The sequence below is a fragment of the Planomonospora alba genome, from assembly GCF_039534085.1.
GTDB classification, from domain to species: Bacteria; Actinomycetota; Actinomycetes; order Streptosporangiales; family Streptosporangiaceae; genus Planomonospora_B; species Planomonospora_B alba.
This window is the reverse complement of sequence record NZ_BAAAUT010000062.1, coordinates 19843-37716: the sequence shown is the minus strand read 5'-3', so window position 1 is coordinate 37716 and position 17874 is coordinate 19843. Positions and strand designations below refer to the sequence as shown.

Below are 17874 nucleotides of genomic sequence, written 5' to 3'. Positions count from 1 at the left end.
TCCAGGGCCAGCGCCCGGGCGATGCCGATGCGCTGGCGCTGGCCGCCGGAGAAGTCCTGCGGGTAGCGCTCGGCGTGCTCGGGCGCGAGGCCGACCAGGGTGAGCAGCTCCCGCACCCGCGGTCCCGCGTTCCTGATCCCGTGGGTGCGCAGCGGCTCGGCCAGGATGTCATAGACCGTCATCCTCGGGTCCAGCGCGGCGAGGGGGTCCTGGAACACCACCTGCATGTCCCGGCGGACGGCCATGCGGTCCCGGGAGGTCATCCGCGCGGTGTCGCGGCCCAGCACCCTGACGGTGCCGCCCTGCGGCCTGGCCAGCTCCAGGATCTGCATCAGCGTGGTCGTCTTGCCGCAGCCCGACTCGCCGACCAGGCCGAGCGTCTCGCCCTCGCGGATGTCGAAGCCGATGCCGTCCACCGCGTACACGGTGCCGACCCGCCGCTTGAACACCGCGCCCTTCATCAGCGGGTAGTGCCGGACGAGGCCGTCCACCGCCAGCACGGTCTCCCGCCGGTCGCGGGCCGGCCGCTCCGCCGGACCGGCCACCGGGCCGGCGGCACGCGCCTGCGACCGCTCCCCGGCCGTGCCGTAGACCTCCGCGGGCGGCAGGCCCCGCGCCTCGATCTCTCCGGCGCGGATGCACGCGGCCCGCTGCCCGCGGGTGCCCACCGGGGCCAGCAGCGGCTCACCCTCGTTGCACTCGGGGATCTCCATCGGGCAGCGCGGCGCGAACGGGCAGCCCGGCGGGAGCGCCGCCGGCGAGGGCGGGCCGCCCTCGATCGGGATCAGCCGCTCGGCCGGGCGGTCCATGCGCGGGACCGAGGCGAGCAGTCCGATGGTGTACGGCATGCGGGGCCGGTAGTAGATGTCGTCCACCGTCCCCGTCTCGACCGGCCGGCCGGCGTACATGACCAGGACCCGGTCGACGAACCCGGCCACCACCCCCAGGTCGTGCGTGATCATGACGATCGACGCGCCGGTCTCCCGCTGCGCGGTCTTGAGCACCTCCAGCACCTGCGCCTGGATGGTCACGTCCAGCGCGGTGGTCGGCTCGTCGCAGATGATCACGTCGGGGTCGTTGGCGATCGCCATCGCGATCACCGCGCGCTGGCGCATGCCGCCGGAGAACTCGTGGGGGAACGCCCTGGCGCGCTGGGCCGGGTTGGGGATGCCGACCAGGTCCAGCAGCTCCACCGCCCGCCTCGCGGCCGCCTCCCTGCCGACGTCCTGGTGGATGCGGACGGCCTCGGCGATCTGGTCGCCGACCCGGTAGACCGGGGTGAGCGCGGAGAGCGGGTCCTGGAAGACCATCGAGATCGTCCGGCCCCGGAAGGCGGTGAGCCGCTTCTCGCTCGCGCCCAGGATCTCCTGGCCCCGCAGCCGGACCGACCCGGTCACCCTGGCGTGCGGCGGGAGCAGCCCCATCACCGCCAGCGAGGTCACCGACTTGCCCGATCCCGACTCGCCGACGATGCCGAGCACCTCGCCGGGGTGGAGGGCGTAGCTCACACCCCGTACCGCGTGCACCGCGTCGGGGCCGGAGCCGAAGGTCACGTCGAGGTCGGTGACCTCGAGAACGGGATCGCTCATCTGCCCCTCTTCGCGGTGGGGTCGAATGCGTCGCGCAGGGCGTCTCCCACGAGGTTCACCGCGAGCACGGTGACGATCAGCAGCCCGGCGCAGAACCAGAACGTCCAGGGGGCGTAGGTGGCCGTCTTGGACCCGTCGGCGATGAGGCTGCCCATGGAGACGTCCGGCGGCTGGATGCCGAAGCCGAAGTAGGACAGGGACGTCTCGGTCAGGATCGCCGCGCTCACGTTCAGTGTGGCGTCCACGATCAGCAGCGACGACAGGTTGGGGATGACGTGCCGGAAGATGATCTTCACCGGGTGCACGCCCATGAACCGGGCCGCCTGGATGAACTCCCGCTCCTTGAGCGAGATCGTCATGCTCCGGACGATCTTCGAGGTGACCATCCACAGGAACAGCGCCAGCATCAGCACGAACAGCAGCCACTGGCCCTCGGCGAAGAGCGGCGACATGATCGCCAGGATGAGGAAGGCCGGGAGCACGAGCAGCAGGTCGGTGACCCACATCAGCGCGCGGTCCGTCCACCCGAGGAAGTAACCGGCGAAGGCGCCCACCAGCGCGGCCAGCGCGGTGCCGATCACCGCGGCGAGCAGCCCGACGATCAGCGACTTCTGCATGCCGCGCAGCGTCACGGCGTACACGTCCGCACCGGTCTGCAGGGTGCCCCACCAGTGCTCGGCCGAGGGCGGCGCGAGGAACGCCATGAAGTCCTTGTCGGTGTAGGTCCACTTGCTCAGGTGCGGTCCCACGAAGGCGAGCAGGAACATCAGCGCCAGCAGCGCGAACCCGATGCGCCCCTGCCGGGAGCGGAAGAACCGGCCCGCGACCACCCGCAGGCGCGAGGGCGCCCGGATCTTCTCCACGCCCGACAGCTCTTCGGCGAGTTCCTGGTCGGCGATGCTCATCTCATCCCACCCGGACCCTGGGGTCGAGGACCGCGTGCAGCACGTCGGAGGCGAGCGAGGCCACCAGCACCGCGAAGGCCGCGAAGCAGCTGATCGCGGCGACGGTGTTCACGTCGTTGGTGAAGATCGAGTTGACCAGCTGCTGCCCCATGCCGGCCCAGCCGAAGATCTTCTCGGTGAAGGTGGTGCCGACCAGCAGCGAGCCGAACGTGAACGCGAAGTACGTCACCGCCGGGATCAGCGCGGTGCGCAGCGCGTGCTTGATCAGCGCGGTACGGCGGCGCAGCCCTTTGGCCATCGCGGTGCGGATGAAGTCCGCGCCGAGCACGTCGAGCATCATGTTGCGCTGGTAGCGGCTGTAGACGGCGATCAGGCCCAGCGAGAGCGAGATCGTGGGCAGGACCAGGTGCTGGATCCGGTCGAGCGCCTGCGCCCAGAAGCCGCCCTGGAACCCGGCGGAGTACTCGCCGCTGACGTACACGATCGGCTGGGGCAGCAGGCCGTTCACCCAGACGGCGACGATGATCAGCATGTTGGCGAGCACCACGGTGGGGACCGCCAGCACGAAGAAGGACGCGCCCGTGGAGAGCCGGTCGAAGACGCCGTACTGCTTGACCGCGGCGTAGGCGCCGACGAACACGCCGGTGACGCTCCCGAAGACCAGCCCGATCGTGATCAGGCGCAGCGTGACGCCGATGCGCCGGCCGAGGTCCTCGTTCACCGAGTCCCCGTCGATCGTCTTGCCGAAGTCCCCGGTGACGACGCCCCCGGCCCAGGTCAGGTAGCGCTCGAAGATCGGGGTCCGGTCGCTGAGGTTGAGCTCGGCGAGCCGGGCGTCGATCACCGCCGGAGGGATCGGGGGGTTGCGTCCCTCGTATTTCGCCCGGGGGTTGAGCGCGGCGGCCGCCAGCATGTAGGCCAGGCTGGTGGCGACGACGATCAGCACGACGTAGTTCAGCAACCTGCGGAAAAGGAATCCCGCCATCTCCCTCCCTCCGAAGCACTCTGTTGTCTGTCGCCATACTGCTACATGATGTAACCGATAGAACGCATAGAGTCGCCAATCCGGGGTCCGATCTCGGCCAAGTGCGGGGGGCTTGCCGGCGGCGGCGCCGCTTTGGGCAGGAGCGGCGGGTCAGCGACCGGCGAGCTCGTCCACGGCGGCGCGCACGTCGGCGCTGGTGATCGTGGTCAGCTCGGCGGCGCTGGCGGCGCCCTCGGAGGCCGCCAGGCGCACGTCACGGCGCATCGCGGCGCGCTCGTACAGCGAGCGGGCGAACCGGCCGTTGCCCAGACCGTCGATCAGGCCGTCCTCGCAGACCCAGGTGAAGACGTCGGCCAGGTCGTGGCGGGCGGCCTCGTCGAACCGGTCGCCCGACCGCCCGGCGAGCAGCTCGGCGATCCCGGTGAGCTCGGCCGGCGTATAGGAGGGGAAGCGCACCCGCTGGTTGAACCGGCTGGCCAGTCCGGGGTTGGTCGCGAGGAAGGCGTCCATCTCCCGCTCGTAGCCGGCCAGCACGACCACCAGCCGGTCGCGGTCGTCCTCGGCCCGCTTGAGCAGCGTCTGCACGGCCTCGGCGCCGAAGGCGTCGCCCCCGGCGTACCCGCTGTTCACCAGGCTGTACGCCTCGTCGATGAAGAGCACCCCGCCGAGCGCCCGGTCGATCAGCTCGTTCGTCTTGATCGCGGTCGCGCCGAGGTGCTGGCCGACCAGGTCGGCCCGCTGCGCCTCCACCACGTCCGGCCGGACCAGCAGGCCGAGCGCGGCGAAGATCCGGCCGAGGATGCGGGCCACGGTGGTCTTCCCGGTGCCCGGCGGCCCGGTGAAGACGAAGTGCCGCATCTGCGGCGGGGTGGGCAGGCCGCGCTCCTGGCGCATCCGGGCCATGCGGAGCTGCGCGGCGATCGCGTGCACCTGCCGCTTGACCGGCTCCAGCCCGGCCATCCGGTCCAGGTCCGCCAACGCCTCCTCCAGGGTCGGGACGGCCTGGTAGTCCTGGTAGCGGGCGGTGAGCTCGTCGAACGCCTTGGTGAGGTCCGGCCCGGTGACGGTCACCAGCTCCTCGGTGCTGGGCGAGCCGCCCGCTCCGACCACCCGCACGTCGCGCGCCTGGGCGGCCGCCTCCACCAGGCTGCGGACGAACCGGGCGTTGCCCAGCTCGTCGACGAGCCCCCGGCGGTGCAGGTCCTCGAAGCGGGCCAGCAGCGCGGGCCGGGCCTCCTCGACCGTCCGGTCGCCCCGGCGCAGCTGCAGCAGCTCGGTGATCCGGACCAGCTCGGCGGCCGTGTAACCGGGGAAGCGGACCCGCGTGGCGAACCGGCTGGACAGGCCGGGATTGGACGACAGGAAGGAGGCCATCTCCTTCTCGTAGCCGGCCAGGATGACGATCAGCCGGTCGCGGTCGTCCTCGGCCCGCTTGAGCAGCGTCTGCACGGCCTCGGAACCGAACCGGTCGGGCTGGCCGTCCCCCGAGTTGATCAGGCTGTACGCCTCGTCGATGAAGAGCACCCCGCCGAGCGCCCGGTCGATCAGCTCGTTCGTCTTGATCGCGGTCGCACCGAGGAACTCCCCCACCAGGTCGGCGCGCTGGGCCTCCACGACGTAGGGCGTCTCCAGCAGGCCGAAGGCGTAGAAGATCTTCGCGACGGTCCTGGCCACGCTGGTCTTGCCGGTGCCCGGCGGGCCGACGAAGACGAAGTGGCGCATCGGCGGCTCGGTGGCGTAGCCCGCCTCCCGGCGCAGCCGGGACGCCTCGATGGAGGCGGCGATGGAGCGGACCTGCTCCTTCACCGGGCCCAGGCCGACCATGGCGTCGAGCTCGCCGAGCGCCTCCTCCACCGAGATCGGCGGCGGCGCCGAACGGTCGCCGCTCCCCGGGGCGGGCTGCCCGCCCTCGCGGACCCGGACCCGGACCGGCCGCTCCCCGGCGGTCAGCTCCGCCCTGACCCGGCGCGCCTGGAGGAGGCGGTGGACCAGCACGGCGGCGGCCGCGCCGTACGCGCCCCACAGCACGACGGCGGTGGAGAAGCCGGCGAGCACCAGCACCAGGGCGATCAGCCCGCCGCCCGCCAGCGCCGCCAGCGTGGTCAGCCAGGGCGGGACCCAGCTGATGAGGTGGGCCGCCCCGGCGGCCGGGAGGGCCAGGAGCATCAGCCCCAGCGGGATCCAGGACTCGGGGAAGCGGCCGTCGAGCAGGGCCGTCGCCGTCAGCCAGACCGCCACCACCGCCACCGTGGCGGCGGCGCGGGGGAAGCGCAGGGTGAGCACGGCGAAGGCGAGCAGCAGGAGCGCGCCGGTGAAGGCGGTGACCGGGTGCCAGCCCAGCCCCAGCGCCGCCCCGGCCGCGCAGGCCAGCACGGCGACGTGGACCAGTCTGCGCGCTCCCGGGGAAAGGCGGAAATACCGCAGCCGCACCCGCTCGAACAGATCCCGCGCCGCCGCCCGCCCCGCCGGCCTGGCCCTGTCGGAGTCCCGCATCACGCCTCCCCGGTCCGCCCCCCGGTTATACCGCACCGGAAGGGGGTTTGGGCGGGGTCGGGCGCCGTACCGGGCCTCTGCGCCCTACCGGTCCCGCCGGCCGTCGCGGAACCGGCCCCGGTGACGGCCGGGGTACTCGCCGGCCACGACGCGCACGGGCGTGACGCGGAGCGTCCCGGCCTCGGTGTCACCGGTCGCGATGCCGCGCACCTCGGCCCAGAACCGCGGCCGGTTCGGGTCGGCCACGAACACCGCCACCCTGGGATCGCGCTCGGCCGCCTCCCACGCCTCGCCGTCCGCGACCAGGCGGAGCTCCCCGCCCGGGCCGACCGGCCCGGCCGCGCCGACGGCCGTGGCGCGCGGTCCCTCCGGGCCGGCGTAGGCGAGCACCAGGCCGCGCGCGGAGGCGAAGGCGTCGCGGACCTCGCCGCCGAGGTCCACCGGCGGGCGCACGTCACCGGGCGGCCCGCCGCCGCGGCTGCCGCTCATGGCCAGCGATGCCCGCCACGGCCCGGGCGCGCCCCTCCACCACGCCCGGGCCGCCCCGGCGGCGTAGGCGGCCACCACCGCCGCCAGTGCCCCGATCGCCGCCCGCCACGTCAGGCGGCCCACCTGATCGGGGAGTCCGGTGAACGCCGCGGCGGCCGTCCCGCCGAGCGCGAGGGAGGCCGCGGCGAGCAGGGCGAGCGCCGCGGCGAGCAGCCGGTCCGCGGCGAGGATCCGGCGCAGGTCCGCCGGTCGCCCGGCCCTGGCGCACGTCCGGTGCAGGACGGGCGGGACGGCGAGGGCGGCCACGCCCCAGCGGGGGTCGTCCAGCGCCCCGGCCGCCCCCGCGACGCCGGCCAGGACGGACCACGCGCGGACCGCCACGAGCCAGAGCGTCACGCCGGTGTCGCGCCGGGCCGTACGGTCCCCGGCCGCCGCGGAGAACTCGGCCAGCGCCCGGCCGGGCCGCCCCCGCCAGGACTCGGCCAGCACGCGCAGGACCGCCACGGCGGCGCCGTTGAGGAGCACCACGCCGGCCAGGGCCGCCCACGCGCCCCGCACCGGGAACGGCGGCGCGACCGGGCCGGGCGCCGGCAGCGCGCGCGGCAGGGTGGCGACCGCCGCGACGTAGGCGGCGGCGGCGACCAGGGCGGTGGCGACGGCCAGCGCCAGCCACTCGTCGCGCGCGAGCATCGCGGGGACGTAGGACCAGAGCCTGACCCGGCGGGCCTGCCGGAGGGTGATCGCCAGGACCGCGACGGGCGCCGCCGCCCCGACGATCCCCGCCTCGGCGGCCATGCCGGTGCCCAGGGCGGCGGGGGCCAGCGTCAGCAGCGCCGCGGCCAGCAGCAGGCGGGTCCGCCGGGACCAGGTCTCCAGGGCGTGGCGGGTCCGGCCGGTCTCCCGGGGATCGACCGGCCAGGCCGGGTCGTGGTGGCCGCGGGGGTGCTCCCAGCGCAGGAACGTCAGGCCGAGGTTGGTCCGCGCGCCGGGGTGGTCGTCCGCACGGCGCAGCGCGGCCCGGTAGGCGGCCCGTGCCCTGCGGTGCTCGCCGCGCAGCAGCGCGAGGTCGCCGGCGAGCACGTGCGGGTCGGGCTCCTCCGGGGCGTAGCGCACGGCCCTGCCGGCCTGGACGCACGCCTCCGTCCAGCGGCCCGGGACCCGGCGCAGGGCCGCACCCAGGCGCAGCCGGGCGGTCCACGACCCCGGCGCGAGCCGTACGGCCTCCTCGGCCGCGGCCACGGCCTCCGCCTCGCGGCCGAGCCGTTCGAAGGCGAGGCTGGCCAGGCGGTATCCCCAGCCGGCCACGGGCCCGTCCGGGGCGTCGAGCTCCACCGCCCGGCGGGCGGCCCGCAGCGCGGCCTCCGGGCGGTCCTCCTCCAGCTCGCGGGCGGCCCGCTCGCACCAGCGGCGCGGGTCGCCCGGGTCCTGCGGGGACGGGTCCGGCGGAGAGGCGGCCTCCGCGAGGTCCTGATCTCCGGAGCCGCTCACCGCGACGGCCCGCGCACCTGGTGCTGACTCCCCACGAGCGCCATGGTCGGTGCGGGACCGCGGTTTGCCTAGACGGCGGATAGAGGGGTCTATCTCTCTAGAGAGGTGGCGGGTCCCGGGTGATCGTTACCCGTATCACCCCGGTTCGATCCCTCAATGCGCACCCGGCCACCGCCGGAGTTCGCCTAAGCTGCGACGCATGTTCGTCCAGGCCGGCCTCCCCGCCAGGCGCGCATGACCACGACGGGAATCGCGGCCGGTGCCAGGCGTGCCGCGACCGGCACGCGCGTCTCCGGGACCGGCCGCTGGTCGGTCCTCGTCCTGCTCTGCCTGAGTCTGCTGCTCATCACGGTGGACGCCACCGTGCTGCACATCGCCGTCCCCGCCCTGACGGCGGCGCTCGACCCGAGCTCCGTCGAGCTGCTGTGGATCATCGACGTCTACTCCCTGGTGGTCGCGCCGCTGCTGCTGACCTTCGGCACGCTCGGCGACCGCTACGGGCGCAAACGCCTGGTGCTGGCGGGTTACCTGGTCTTCGGGGCGGCCTCGGCCTGCGCCGCGTTCGCCCCCACCGCGCCGGCGCTCATCGCCGCGCGGATGCTCCTCGGGCTCGGCGGGGCGATGATCATGCCGGCCACGCTCTCCATCATCCGGCAGGTCTTCACCGACCGCCGGGAGCGGGCGATCGCGCTGGGCGTGTGGAGCGCGGTCGCCGCGGCCGGGGCGGCGGCCGGGCCGATGATCGGCGGGCTGCTCGTCGAGCACTTCTGGTGGGGCGCCGTCTTCCTGATCAACGTGCCGATCCTGCTGGGCCTGCTGCCCGCCGCGGCGCGGATCCTGCCGGAGTCCCGCACCCGCTCCGGGCAGCCGTGGGACGCGCTCAGCGCGCTGCTGTCGGTCCTCGGCATCCTCGCACTCGCGCTCGGCCTGAAGGAGACCGGGGCCGGACACCCCTGGGGCGCCGCCGCGTTCCTGTGCGGTGCCGGGCTGCTGGCCTGGTTCGTCCGGCGGCAGCGGCGGCTGGCCGTGCCCCTGCTGGACCTGGCGCTGTTCCGGCGGCGGTCCTTCTCCATCGGGGTCGCGGCGGTGCTGCTGACCGTCTTCTCCCTGGTCGGGCTCCAGCTGATGCTCGCCCAGTACCTGCAGCTCGTGCTCGGCGACAGCCCGGTCGCCGCCGCCGTGCGCATGCTGCCCCTGATGGCCGCCGCGGTCGCCGGCGGCCTGGCGGGCGCGCACCTGCTGCGCCTGTTCGGGCTGCGCGCCACGATGGGCGGCGGGCTGGCGCTGACCGCCCTGTCCCTGGCACCGACCCTCACCTGGGGCACCGAGGAGCACCCGGTGGCGCTCGCGGTCTGCTTCGTCGGCATCGGCTTCGGCCTCCAGGCGGCGCTGCTGGCCGCCTCCGACACGATCATGTCGGCGGTCCCGGAGGAGCACGCGGGCGGTGCCGCCGCCACCGAGGAGACCGCCTACGAGCTGGGGGCCGGGCTCGGCGTCGCGGTGCTCGGCACGGTCACCACCGCCGTCTACGCGCCCGCGCTGCCCCCGGTCGCGGGCGTCCCCGCCGGGATGATGACGCAGGCCCGCCAGTCGCTGGCCGCCGCCGCCGACGTGGCCCACCAGGTCGGCGGCGCGGCCGGGGCCGCCCTCCTGCAGCAGGCCCGGGCCGCGTTCGTCTCCGGCCTGCACGCCACGATCGTCGTCAGCGTGCTGCTGCTCGGCGCCACGGCCGCGGCGGTGGCGCTTCTGGTGCCGCGCGGCTCCGACGACCGGACCGGCCCGGATTGACCGGTCCCGGAGGATTCCCGGTCACGGCTATGGGCAACAGGGGCACACCCGGCCACAATGGGGAGCCGTGCGACAAACCCTCCGCGACATCGCCGCGTTGGCCGCCAGGCTGGGCGTCGGCGGGATCTTCTTCGCCAACGGCTGGGACAAGCTGGAGGCGGGCCTGACCGCGACCGGCCTGCAGTTCGCCTCGCTGGGCGCCCCCGCCCCGCAGGTGTGGGCCGGGACCACGATGCTGGCGGAACTCGTCGGCGGGGTCCTGCTCGTGGCCGGGCTGGCCGTGCCCACCTGCGGGCTGCTGCTGTTCGCGGAGGCGGTCGCGGTGTTCGTGATCGCCAACGGTGACCGCGGGCTCCCGCTGACCGGTGGCGAGGTGAACCTGATCGTGGCGCTCGGCGCGGCCTCGGTCCTGCTGGCCGTCACCGGGGCCGGGCGGCTGTCGGTCGACCACATGGTGGTGATCAAGCGGCGGGACGCCGAGGCGGCCGAGGACTTCGCCGCCGACGCCGAGGCCGACGACGTCATCGCCGCGCTGCGCGAACCGGAGGCGACCGCGTCCGGGGAGCGGCCGGCACGGCCGGCGGCCCCGGAGGGCCCCGGCGCCGCGTCACCGGGCGCCTCCTCCCCCGGCCTTTCCCCGCCGGGCGGAGGGGAAGGCGCCCCGAGGACGGAGGGCTCCGGCTCCGAGGAGGCCCCCGCGCCACGCCCGCGGGGCTCCCGGCCGGGCGGCCGTCGCCGCCGCGGCGGTGACGCCGATGACAGCAGTGACGGCGACGGCGGCGACACGGCCGAGCGGACCGCCCCCGTCAGGCGGGGCGACGTCCTCGTCGCCCGGCAGCGGGACGACCCGGCCGGCGAGTGAGCCGGCGGCGGACGGCCGCCGTCCTCGGGCTCCGGCCGGCCATGGGACGGCCCGTGGCCCCGCGCCGCACCGGCGGGAAGGCTCACGGTGGAGGCGCGCCGCAGGCGGGACCTCCACCACCTCCCGGGCAGGGCGCCGGACGAGCCTCCGAACACGCCGCGGGGTGGGCCTTTGGGCGGGTCCCGCCCAAAGGCCCACCCGGTCACGCGCGGACCGGCCGCCCCGTGCCCTGCTGCACCGGGACGTCGGCCCGGTCGACGATCGTGGCGGCGCCCTCGCTGCGGGCGCAGTGCGCGCAGCAGAACCAGCGCCGGTCGGTCTCCACCCCGTGCCCGACGATGCGGACCCCGCAGTGCTCACAGATCGGCGCCATCATCTGGATCGCGCACTCGAAACAATCGAAGGTGTGCACCGCCCCCTGGGCGTGCACCTCGAAACTCATGTCGTAGTCGTTTCCGCAGACTTCGCACTGCGCCATGTCTCCCCCTGAAAACGCGCGGTTCTGCGGGGATGTCTACCCGCTGTCTCCTGCCCGACGCGCACCGGCCTCGGTCACTCCGGGTGGGATCTGCGGTCCCCGGAGTCACGAAAGCCGTTGAAGCCGCCCGCGTCCCGCCGATAGGTTTGCCGCCGTGGATGTCGCGGCCACCGATCCGCAAACGGCCGCCATCCGCACGTCAAAAGGGAGCGGCCACGGTCAAGGGGAAGGAAAGGGGCAGGCCATGCGACGCGTCGGGGTCGTCCGGCCGCGCAGCCTCCGTCCCTCCCGGGCCACCGGGGCGGACCACTGCTCGCCGTCGGAGCGGCGGCCGCCCCCTCAGGGAAACGGCCACCCTGACCGATAGATCTTTACGGCCGTTTTATACGATTAAGTGCATAGTGCGCATAACGGAACCATCACGCCGGGGGGCTCGATGAAGAGGCTTGTGGCCGTGCCACCATATGTCACGCGACTGAAGATCCGGGACATCCGTTCCGCGACCCGCCGCAAGGCGAGCGGTGACACGAAGGTCGTCGATCTGCGCGCCTACACGGGCCGGAACGTCGTCCGTTTCCCCCTCACGAGTGGTCCCACCCCCGCAGCCTGAGACCGGACCCTGAAGATCTCGGAAAGACCCGCTCCCCGCGGGTCTTTCCGCTTTCCCGGGTCCGTACGGCCCCCGCACCCGTCACCGCCCGGGCCCCGCGTACCCGGCGCGCTCCACGCCCTCGGCCAGGAACTCCGCGAAGGCCCTGCGGCCGTCGCGGTGCTCCGGCGCGGGGTGCGCCCCGGCGCGGAAGGCCGCGAAGACCCGGCCGGGCGGCCGGACCGGAAGCACGGGCCGACTCCTGCCGGCCGTGTGCGGCGCACCGCCGGTCAGCACGCCTGCGCCGCCTCGCGCAGGAGCGCCACCGCCCGGCCGAGCGTCTCGGCGGGGACCGTGTACGGCAGGCGGAGCCGGTCGCCGAGCACCCCGCTGGAGGAGAACGCCGAGCCGGGGAGCAGGCGGAGCCCGCGCTCCGCCGCCCGCCGGACCAGCGCGTCGCCCGGTGCCCGGGTGAGCCGGAGCCAGAGGGCGAGACCCCCGTCCGGGACCGTGAAGGTCCACGGGCCGCCGTCCAGCAGCCGCACCAGGTGGTCCCGCTGCCCGCGCAGCTCGGCCCTGCGCCGGGCCAGCACCGGACCGATCCCCGGCAGGATCTCGCAGGCCACCAGCTGCTCCATCGGGGCGGGACCGCCCAGGCCGTGCAGGGGGTCGAGCAGCAGTTCGCGGACGAGCGCGGCGGGCGCGCGGATCCACCCGATCCGCAGTCCTCCCCACACCGTCTTGCTCAGCGAGCCGACGCAGACCGCTCCCCGGACGCGGGGCTCCGGACGGGGCTCGTCCCGCAGGTCCATCTCGCGCATGGTCTCGTCCGCGATCACGGTCACCCGGTGCCGGGCCGCCAGCTCGGCGACCTCGTGGCGCGTCGCGGCGTCCATCAGGGCGCCGGTCGGGTTCTGGAAGTCGGGGACCAGCAGCGCCGTCCCGCCCGCGGCCTCCCGGAAGGCCGCGGCGAGCTGGGCGGGGTCCCAGCCGGCGGTGGTGACCCGCAGCGGCGCGAGCCGGACGCCGGACCGGCGCAGGACGGCGAGCGTGTCGACGTACGCCGGGTTCTCCACCACGACCCGGCGCGGGCGCAGGTGGCCGGTCAGCAGCGCCAGCGCGGCCCGGGCCCCGGAGGTGACCAGGATCTGGCCGGGCAGCGTGGCCAGCCCCTGCGCCGTGTACCGCTCGGCGATCAGCTCGCGCAGCTCCGGCAGGCCCGGGCCCGGCTCCCCGCTCTCCTTCAGGATCCCCGCCGAGCGGTCCAGCGCCCGCCGTACGGCCTCGGCGTAGATCCGGCCCGGAGCCGCGGGTACGGCCCGGCGCAGGTCGAGGCAGGCGCCGGGCCGGTCCGCCGAGAGCGGGGCGAAGCGCTCCTCCGCCTCCGCGGGCAGGCGCAGCCTGCTCGCGCTGCCGTGCCGGGTGACCACCCATCCCTCGGCGCGCAGGCGGGCCAGCGCGGCGGCGACGGTCCCCCGGCTGACGCCCAGCTCCGCCGCCATCCGCCGCTCGGCCGGGAGCCGGTCGCCGACCCGCATCCGGCCGTCGAGCACGGCCTCGCGCACCGCCTGAGCCAGGGACTCCGCGAGGGAGACCCCGGGTCTGCGCCATCCGGCGGGCACCTTGCTGAGCACCGGTCCAGTCTGCCGTGATTGGACCAGGACCCGGGATCCGGCCGTCCCCTACGGTCGCCTCATGCACCCTCGACTCGACGACGACCTCGCCCGCCTGCCCGACCTGCTCGACGAGACGCGGGCCCGCGCCGTACGGCTCCTGGCGGGCCTGGGCGACCGCCCGGTCGCGCGGACGCCCGTCCGGCCGGAGCCGGTCCCGCTGCCCGAGACCGGGACGGGGGCAGCGGGGGCGCTGGAGGCGTTCGCCCGGCGCTGGGAACCGGGCTTCTCGGCCGGCGCGGGCCCCCGCTACCTGGGCTTCGTCACCGGCGGCGCCACGCCCGCCTCACTGGCGGGCGACTGGCTGACCGCCGCCCTCGACCAGAACCCCACCTCCGGCATGGACTCCGGCGCCCCCGACCTGGAGCGGGAGGCCGTGGCCTGGGTCCGCGAGCTGCTCGGCCTGCCCGCCGAGCACGCGGGGATCTTCGTCAGCGGCGCGACGATGTCCAACTTCACCGGGCTGGCCATCGCCCGGGAGTGGCTGGGCGAGCGGCACGGCGTCTCCGTCTCCGAGCGGGGGACGGCCGCGCTCGGAGACGTCCCCGTCCTGTCGGGCAGCCCGCACTCCAGTGTCGGCAAGGCCCTGTCCATGCTCGGACTGGGCCGCTCGGCCCTGCAGGTGATCGGCACGCTCCCGGGACGGGAGGCCGTCGACGTCTCCCGGCTCGCCCGGGCGCTGGAGGCGCTCGAAGGCAGGCCCGCGATCGTGGTGGCCAACGCCGGGACGGTGAACACCGGGGACTTCGACGACCTGCGCGCGATCGCCGCCCTGCGCGAGAGGTATCCCTTCTGGCTGCACGTGGACGCGGCCTTCGGGGCCTTCGCCGCGCTCTCCCCCGGGCACGCCCGCCTCGTCGACGGACTCGGCGAGGCCGACTCGGTCTGCGTGGACCTGCACAAGTGGCTGAACGTGCCCTACGACAGCGCGGTCCAGTTCACCCGCCGCCGCGACCTGCAGGTCCGGGTCTTCGCCAACTCCGCCGCCTACCTCGGGACGCTCGGCGACGACCCGGACCGGGTGGACCCGGTCCACCTGACCCCGGAGAACTCCCGGCGGCTGCGCGCCCTGCCGGCCTGGTTCACGCTCGCCGCCTACGGCCGCGAGGGCCACGCCGAGATCGTCCGGCGCGACATCGCCCTGGCCGCGCTGCTCGGCGAGCGTGTCGCCGCGCTGCCGGGCTACCGGCTGCTGGCCCCGGTCCGGCTCAACGTGGTCTGCTTCACGCCCGCCGACCGCCCCGAGCGCGTCGGTGAACTGGTCGCGGCGATCACGGAGTCCGGCGAGGCGTTCCTCACCCCGACCGTCTACGCCGGCGTGCCCGCGCTCCGGGCCGCCTTCAGCAACTGGCGCACCACCGAGACCGACGTCGAACGCGTCGCGAAACTCCTGGAACGGCTCGCCGCGCCGTGACCGGCCGTCCGCTGCGGCCCGCCGCCGCCGACCGCCGCCCACCGGCCGCCGCCCACCGGCCGCCGCCCACCGGCCGCCGCCCACCGGCCGCCGCCTCCCGCCAGGGGCGGGCCCGCGGCCGGGTGGAGATCCCGGCCCGCGGGCCCGCCCCCGCGGGCCGGTCTCCCCCGGATCAGCTGCAGCCGCTGGTGGAGCCGCAGCCCTCGCAGACGTAGCAGCTGCCGGCCGGGCGCATCTTGGTGCCGCAGGTCATGCAGAGCGGGGCGTCGGCGGTGCGGCCCTGGTGGGACTCCAGCGAGCCGCCCCGCGCGGGCTCCTGCACAGCCGCCTCCTGGGGCCGGGCGCTCTCGCTCTCCCTGCCCGCCTCCGCCTCGGCGCGCGGCTTGGGCCGCTCGATCGGGGCCGAGGCGGCCAGCTCCGCCATGACCTCCTCGGACTGGATCGCCGCCGGGTCCTCGCCGCGCTGCTGGGCGGCGCGCTCGGCCGCGGAGAAGATGCCGAGCGCGGCCCGCTCCTCGTAGGGCAGGTGGTCCAGGGCCAGGCGGCGGAAGATGTAGTCCATCACCGAGGCGGCCATGCGGATGTCCGGGTCGTCGGTCATGCCCGCCGGGTCGAACCGCATGTTGACGAACTTGCTGACGTAGGTCTCCAGCGGCACGCCGTACTGCAGGCCGATGGAGATGGCCACGGAGAAGGCGTCCATGACGCCCGCGAGGGTCGAGCCCTGCTTGGACATCTTCAGGAAGACCTCGCCGAGGCCGTCGTCGGGGTAGGACGAGGCGGTCATGTAGCCCTTGGCGCCGCCCACGGTGAAGCGGGTCGTGGTGCTCGGGCGCTGGTTGGGCAGCCGGCGGCGGGTCGGGCGGCCGATCTCGACGATCTTGACCTCCGGCTCCGCGGCGGCCGCCTTCTCCTCGCTCTTCTCGGCGGCCTTCTTGCCGCCCGCCGAGAGCGGCTGGCCGACCTTGCAGTTGTCGCGGTAGACGGCCAGGGCCTTCAGGCCGAGCTTCCAGCCCTCCAGGTAGACCTGCTCGATGTCGTCGATCGTGGCCGACTCCGGCAGGTTGACGGTCTTGGAGATCGCCCCGGACAGGAACGGCTGGACCGCCGCCATCATCCGGACGTGACCCATGGGCGCGATGGCCCGCTCGCCCATGGCGCAGTCGAACACCTCGTAGTGCTCGCGGCGCAGGCCCGGCGCGTCGACGACGTGGCCGTGCTCGGCGATGTACTCGACGATGGCCTCGGCCTGCTCCTGCTGGTAGCCGAGCCTCGCCAGGGCGCGCGGGATCGTCTGGTTGACGATCTGCATGGAGCCGCCGCCGACGAGCTTCTTGAACTTCACCAGCGACAGGTCGGGCTCGACACCCGTGGTGTCGCAGTCCATCATGAGCCCGATGGTGCCGGTGGGCGCCAGCAGCGAGGCCTGGGCGTTGCGGTAGCCGTTCTTCTCGCCGAGCTTGAGGCACTCCGCCCACTGCTTGGACGCCTCGGCGTGGATCGCCCGGTCCATGCTCTCCAGCGTGCGCAGCGTGTCGTTGGCGCCGGCGTGCTTGCGCATGACGCGCTTGTGCGCCTCGGCGTTGCGGGCGTAGCCGTCGTACGGTCCCACGATGCCGGCCAGCTCGGCGCTGCGCCGGTAGGAGACGCCGGTCATCAGCGAGGTGATGGCGGCGGCGATGGCCCGGCCGCCGTCGGAGTCGTAGGCGTGGCCGGTGGCCATGAGCAGCGCGCCCAGGTTGGCGTAGCCGATGCCGAGCTGGCGGTAGGCGCGGGTGGTCTCCCCGATCTTCTCGGTCGGGAAGTCGGCGAAGCAGATCGAGATGTCCATCGCGGTGATGATCAGCTCGGTGATCTTCACGAAGTTCTCGACGTCGAAGGCGCCGTCGTCGGAGAGGAACTTCAGCAGGTTGATGCTCGCCAGGTTGCAGGAGGAGTTGTCCAGGTGGACGTACTCCGAGCACGGGTTCGAGGCGGTGATGCGGCCGGTCTCCGGGCAGGTGTGCCAGTCGTTGATCGTGTCGTCGTACTGGATGCCGGGGTCGGCGCACTCCCAGGCCGCGGTGGCCATCTTGCGGAACAGGGCGCGGGCGTCGACCTCCTCGATGACCTCGCCGGACAGGCGGGCGCGCAGCCCGAACCTCTCGCCCTTCTCCACCGCGCGCATGAACTCGTCGGAGACGCGCACGGAGTTGTTGGCGTTCTGGTACTGGACGGAGACGATGTCCTTGCCGCCCAGGTCCATGTCGAACCCGGCGTCGCGCAGCGCGCGGATCTTGTCCTCCTCGCGCGCCTTGGTCTCGATGAACTCCTCGATGTCGGGGTGGTCGACGTCGAGGACGACCATCTTGGCCGCCCGGCGGGTGGCGCCGCCGGACTTGATGGTGCCGGCGGAGGCGTCCGCGCCGCGCATGAAGGAGACCGGGCCGCTGGCGGTGCCGCCGCTGGAGAGCAGCTCCTTGGAGGAGCGGATCCGGGAGAGGTTCACGCCCGAGCCGGAACCGCCCTTGAAGATCACACCCTCTTCCTTGTACCAGTCGAGGATGGACTCCATCGTGTCGTCGACGGCCAGGATGAAGCAGGCGCTGACCTGCTGGGGCGAGGCGGTGCCGACGTTGAACCAGACCGGGGAGTTGAAGCTGAAGACCTGGTGGATCAGGGCGTGCTTGAGCTCGTGGTCGAAGATCTCCGCGTCCTCGTCGGTCGCGAAGTAGCCGTGCTCGACGCCGGTCCTGGTGTAGACGCCCACCACGCGGTCGACGAGCTGCTTGAGGCTCCACTCGCGCTGCGGGGTGCCGACGGCGCCCCGGAAGTACTTGGTGGTGACGATGTTGGCGGCGTTGACCGACCAGAAGGCGGGGAACTCCACCCCGCGCTGCTCGAAGTTGACCGAGCCGTCACGCCAGTTGGTCATGACGACGTCACGGCGCTCCCAGGGCACCTCGTCGTACGGGTGCACGCCGGGGGTGGTGAAGACGCGCTTCATCTTCAGCCCCTTGCGCGGGCGCTTGCCTCCGCGCGCCGCCGTCCCGCTGACCGTCTCCGTCATGACTTCCCCCTTCCGGGACCCCGCCGGAGCCCCCGAGTCGGACCACATCAACGCGCCGCCTCAATTCCCCCG

Annotated in this window: 13 protein-coding genes; 4 read left to right on the top strand and 9 right to left on the bottom strand. The window is 74.3% G+C overall.

The features are described from left to right. From ABD823_RS28665 to ABD823_RS28645, 5 genes are all read right to left on the bottom strand, one after another. On the bottom strand, nucleotides 1-1589 hold a 1589-nt coding region (locus tag ABD823_RS28665), incomplete at its 3' end, for an oligopeptide/dipeptide ABC transporter ATP-binding protein (RefSeq protein WP_344865001.1). Next, nucleotides 1586-2494, bottom strand: coding sequence for an ABC transporter permease (locus tag ABD823_RS28660; RefSeq protein ID WP_344864999.1), 909 nt, complete (start codon nucleotides 2492-2494; stop codon nucleotides 1586-1588). The genes ABD823_RS28660 and ABD823_RS28665, both read right to left, overlap by 4 nt. Before the next feature lies 1 nt (nucleotide 2495). After that, nucleotides 2496-3479, bottom strand: coding sequence for an ABC transporter permease (locus ABD823_RS28655; protein ID WP_344864997.1), 984 nt, complete (start codon nucleotides 3477-3479; stop codon nucleotides 2496-2498). A 150-nt stretch (nucleotides 3480-3629) separates the two neighbouring features. Further along, complete coding sequence (locus ABD823_RS28650; RefSeq protein ID WP_344864995.1) at nucleotides 3630-5972, bottom strand: AAA family ATPase; 2343 nt, start codon at nucleotides 5970-5972, stop codon at nucleotides 3630-3632. Between the two features lie 84 nt (nucleotides 5973-6056). Next, the gene (locus tag ABD823_RS28645) at nucleotides 6057-7949 is read right to left on the bottom strand and encodes a hypothetical protein (protein ID WP_344864993.1); all 1893 of its coding nucleotides are present in this window, start codon (nucleotides 7947-7949) and stop codon (nucleotides 6057-6059) included. A 234-nt stretch (nucleotides 7950-8183) separates the two neighbouring features. On the opposite strand from ABD823_RS28645, the gene ABD823_RS28640 reads away from it, so the two are divergent. After that, nucleotides 8184-9737: an MFS transporter gene (locus ABD823_RS28640; RefSeq protein WP_344864991.1), complete on the top strand. Its 1554-nt coding sequence runs from the start codon at nucleotides 8184-8186 to the stop codon at nucleotides 9735-9737. Between the two features lie 67 nt (nucleotides 9738-9804). Beyond that, nucleotides 9805-10599, top strand: a complete 795-nt coding sequence (locus ABD823_RS28635; RefSeq protein WP_344864989.1) for a DoxX family protein — start codon at nucleotides 9805-9807, stop codon at nucleotides 10597-10599. Between the two features lie 202 nt (nucleotides 10600-10801). Here ABD823_RS28635 and ABD823_RS28630 read toward each other — a convergent pair whose 3' ends face one another. Then, nucleotides 10802-11077 (bottom strand): hypothetical protein, encoded by a 276-nt coding sequence (locus tag ABD823_RS28630; RefSeq protein WP_344864987.1) that lies wholly within the window; start codon nucleotides 11075-11077, stop codon nucleotides 10802-10804. A gap of 436 nt (nucleotides 11078-11513) precedes the next feature. On the opposite strand from ABD823_RS28630, the gene ABD823_RS28625 reads away from it, so the two are divergent. Further along, on the top strand, nucleotides 11514-11687 hold the full coding sequence (locus tag ABD823_RS28625) for a hypothetical protein (protein ID WP_344864985.1): 174 nt from the start codon (nucleotides 11514-11516) through the stop codon (nucleotides 11685-11687). 81 nt (nucleotides 11688-11768) lie between these two features. On the opposite strand, the gene ABD823_RS28620 is transcribed toward ABD823_RS28625, so the two are convergent. Both ABD823_RS28620 and ABD823_RS28615 read right to left on the bottom strand, forming a co-directional pair. Next, entirely contained in the window at nucleotides 11769-11918 is a 150-nt protein-coding gene (locus tag ABD823_RS28620) for a hypothetical protein (RefSeq protein WP_344864983.1), read from the bottom strand. A 38-nt stretch (nucleotides 11919-11956) separates the two neighbouring features. Continuing rightward, nucleotides 11957-13300, bottom strand: a complete 1344-nt coding sequence (locus tag ABD823_RS28615) for an aminotransferase-like domain-containing protein (protein ID WP_344864981.1) — start codon at nucleotides 13298-13300, stop codon at nucleotides 11957-11959. A gap of 61 nt (nucleotides 13301-13361) precedes the next feature. Here ABD823_RS28615 and ABD823_RS28610 point away from each other — a divergent pair, with 61 nt between their 5' ends. Then, complete coding sequence (locus tag ABD823_RS28610) at nucleotides 13362-14753, top strand: pyridoxal phosphate-dependent decarboxylase family protein (RefSeq protein ID WP_344864979.1); 1392 nt, start codon at nucleotides 13362-13364, stop codon at nucleotides 14751-14753. Between the two features lie 172 nt (nucleotides 14754-14925). On the opposite strand, the gene ABD823_RS28605 is transcribed toward ABD823_RS28610, so the two are convergent. Then, nucleotides 14926-17802 carry a vitamin B12-dependent ribonucleotide reductase gene (locus ABD823_RS28605; protein ID WP_344864977.1) on the bottom strand — a complete coding sequence of 959 codons (2877 nt, stop codon included), beginning with the start codon at nucleotides 17800-17802 and terminating at the stop codon, nucleotides 14926-14928. Between the last annotated feature and the right edge of the window lie 72 nt (nucleotides 17803-17874).

Bases quoted from the DNA above. Each gene is read 5' to 3' on its own strand.
- ABD823_RS28655 (WP_344864997.1), bottom strand. From the start codon at position 3,479: ATGGCGGGATTCCTTTTCCGCAGGTTGCTGAACTACGTCGTGCTGATC.
- ABD823_RS28640 (WP_344864991.1), top strand. From the start codon at position 8,184: ATGACCACGACGGGAATCGCGGCCGGTGCCAGGCGTGCCGCGACCGGC.
- ABD823_RS28605 (WP_344864977.1), bottom strand. From the start codon at position 17,802: ATGACGGAGACGGTCAGCGGGACGGCGGCGCGCGGAGGCAAGCGCCCG.
- ABD823_RS28650 (WP_344864995.1), bottom strand. From the start codon at position 5,972: ATGCGGGACTCCGACAGGGCCAGGCCGGCGGGGCGGGCGGCGGCGCGG.
- ABD823_RS28610 (WP_344864979.1), top strand. From the start codon at position 13,362: ATGCACCCTCGACTCGACGACGACCTCGCCCGCCTGCCCGACCTGCTC.
- ABD823_RS28660 (WP_344864999.1), bottom strand. From the start codon at position 2,494: ATGAGCATCGCCGACCAGGAACTCGCCGAAGAGCTGTCGGGCGTGGAG.
- ABD823_RS28630 (WP_344864987.1), bottom strand. From the start codon at position 11,077: ATGGCGCAGTGCGAAGTCTGCGGAAACGACTACGACATGAGTTTCGAG.
- ABD823_RS28625 (WP_344864985.1), top strand. From the start codon at position 11,514: ATGAAGAGGCTTGTGGCCGTGCCACCATATGTCACGCGACTGAAGATC.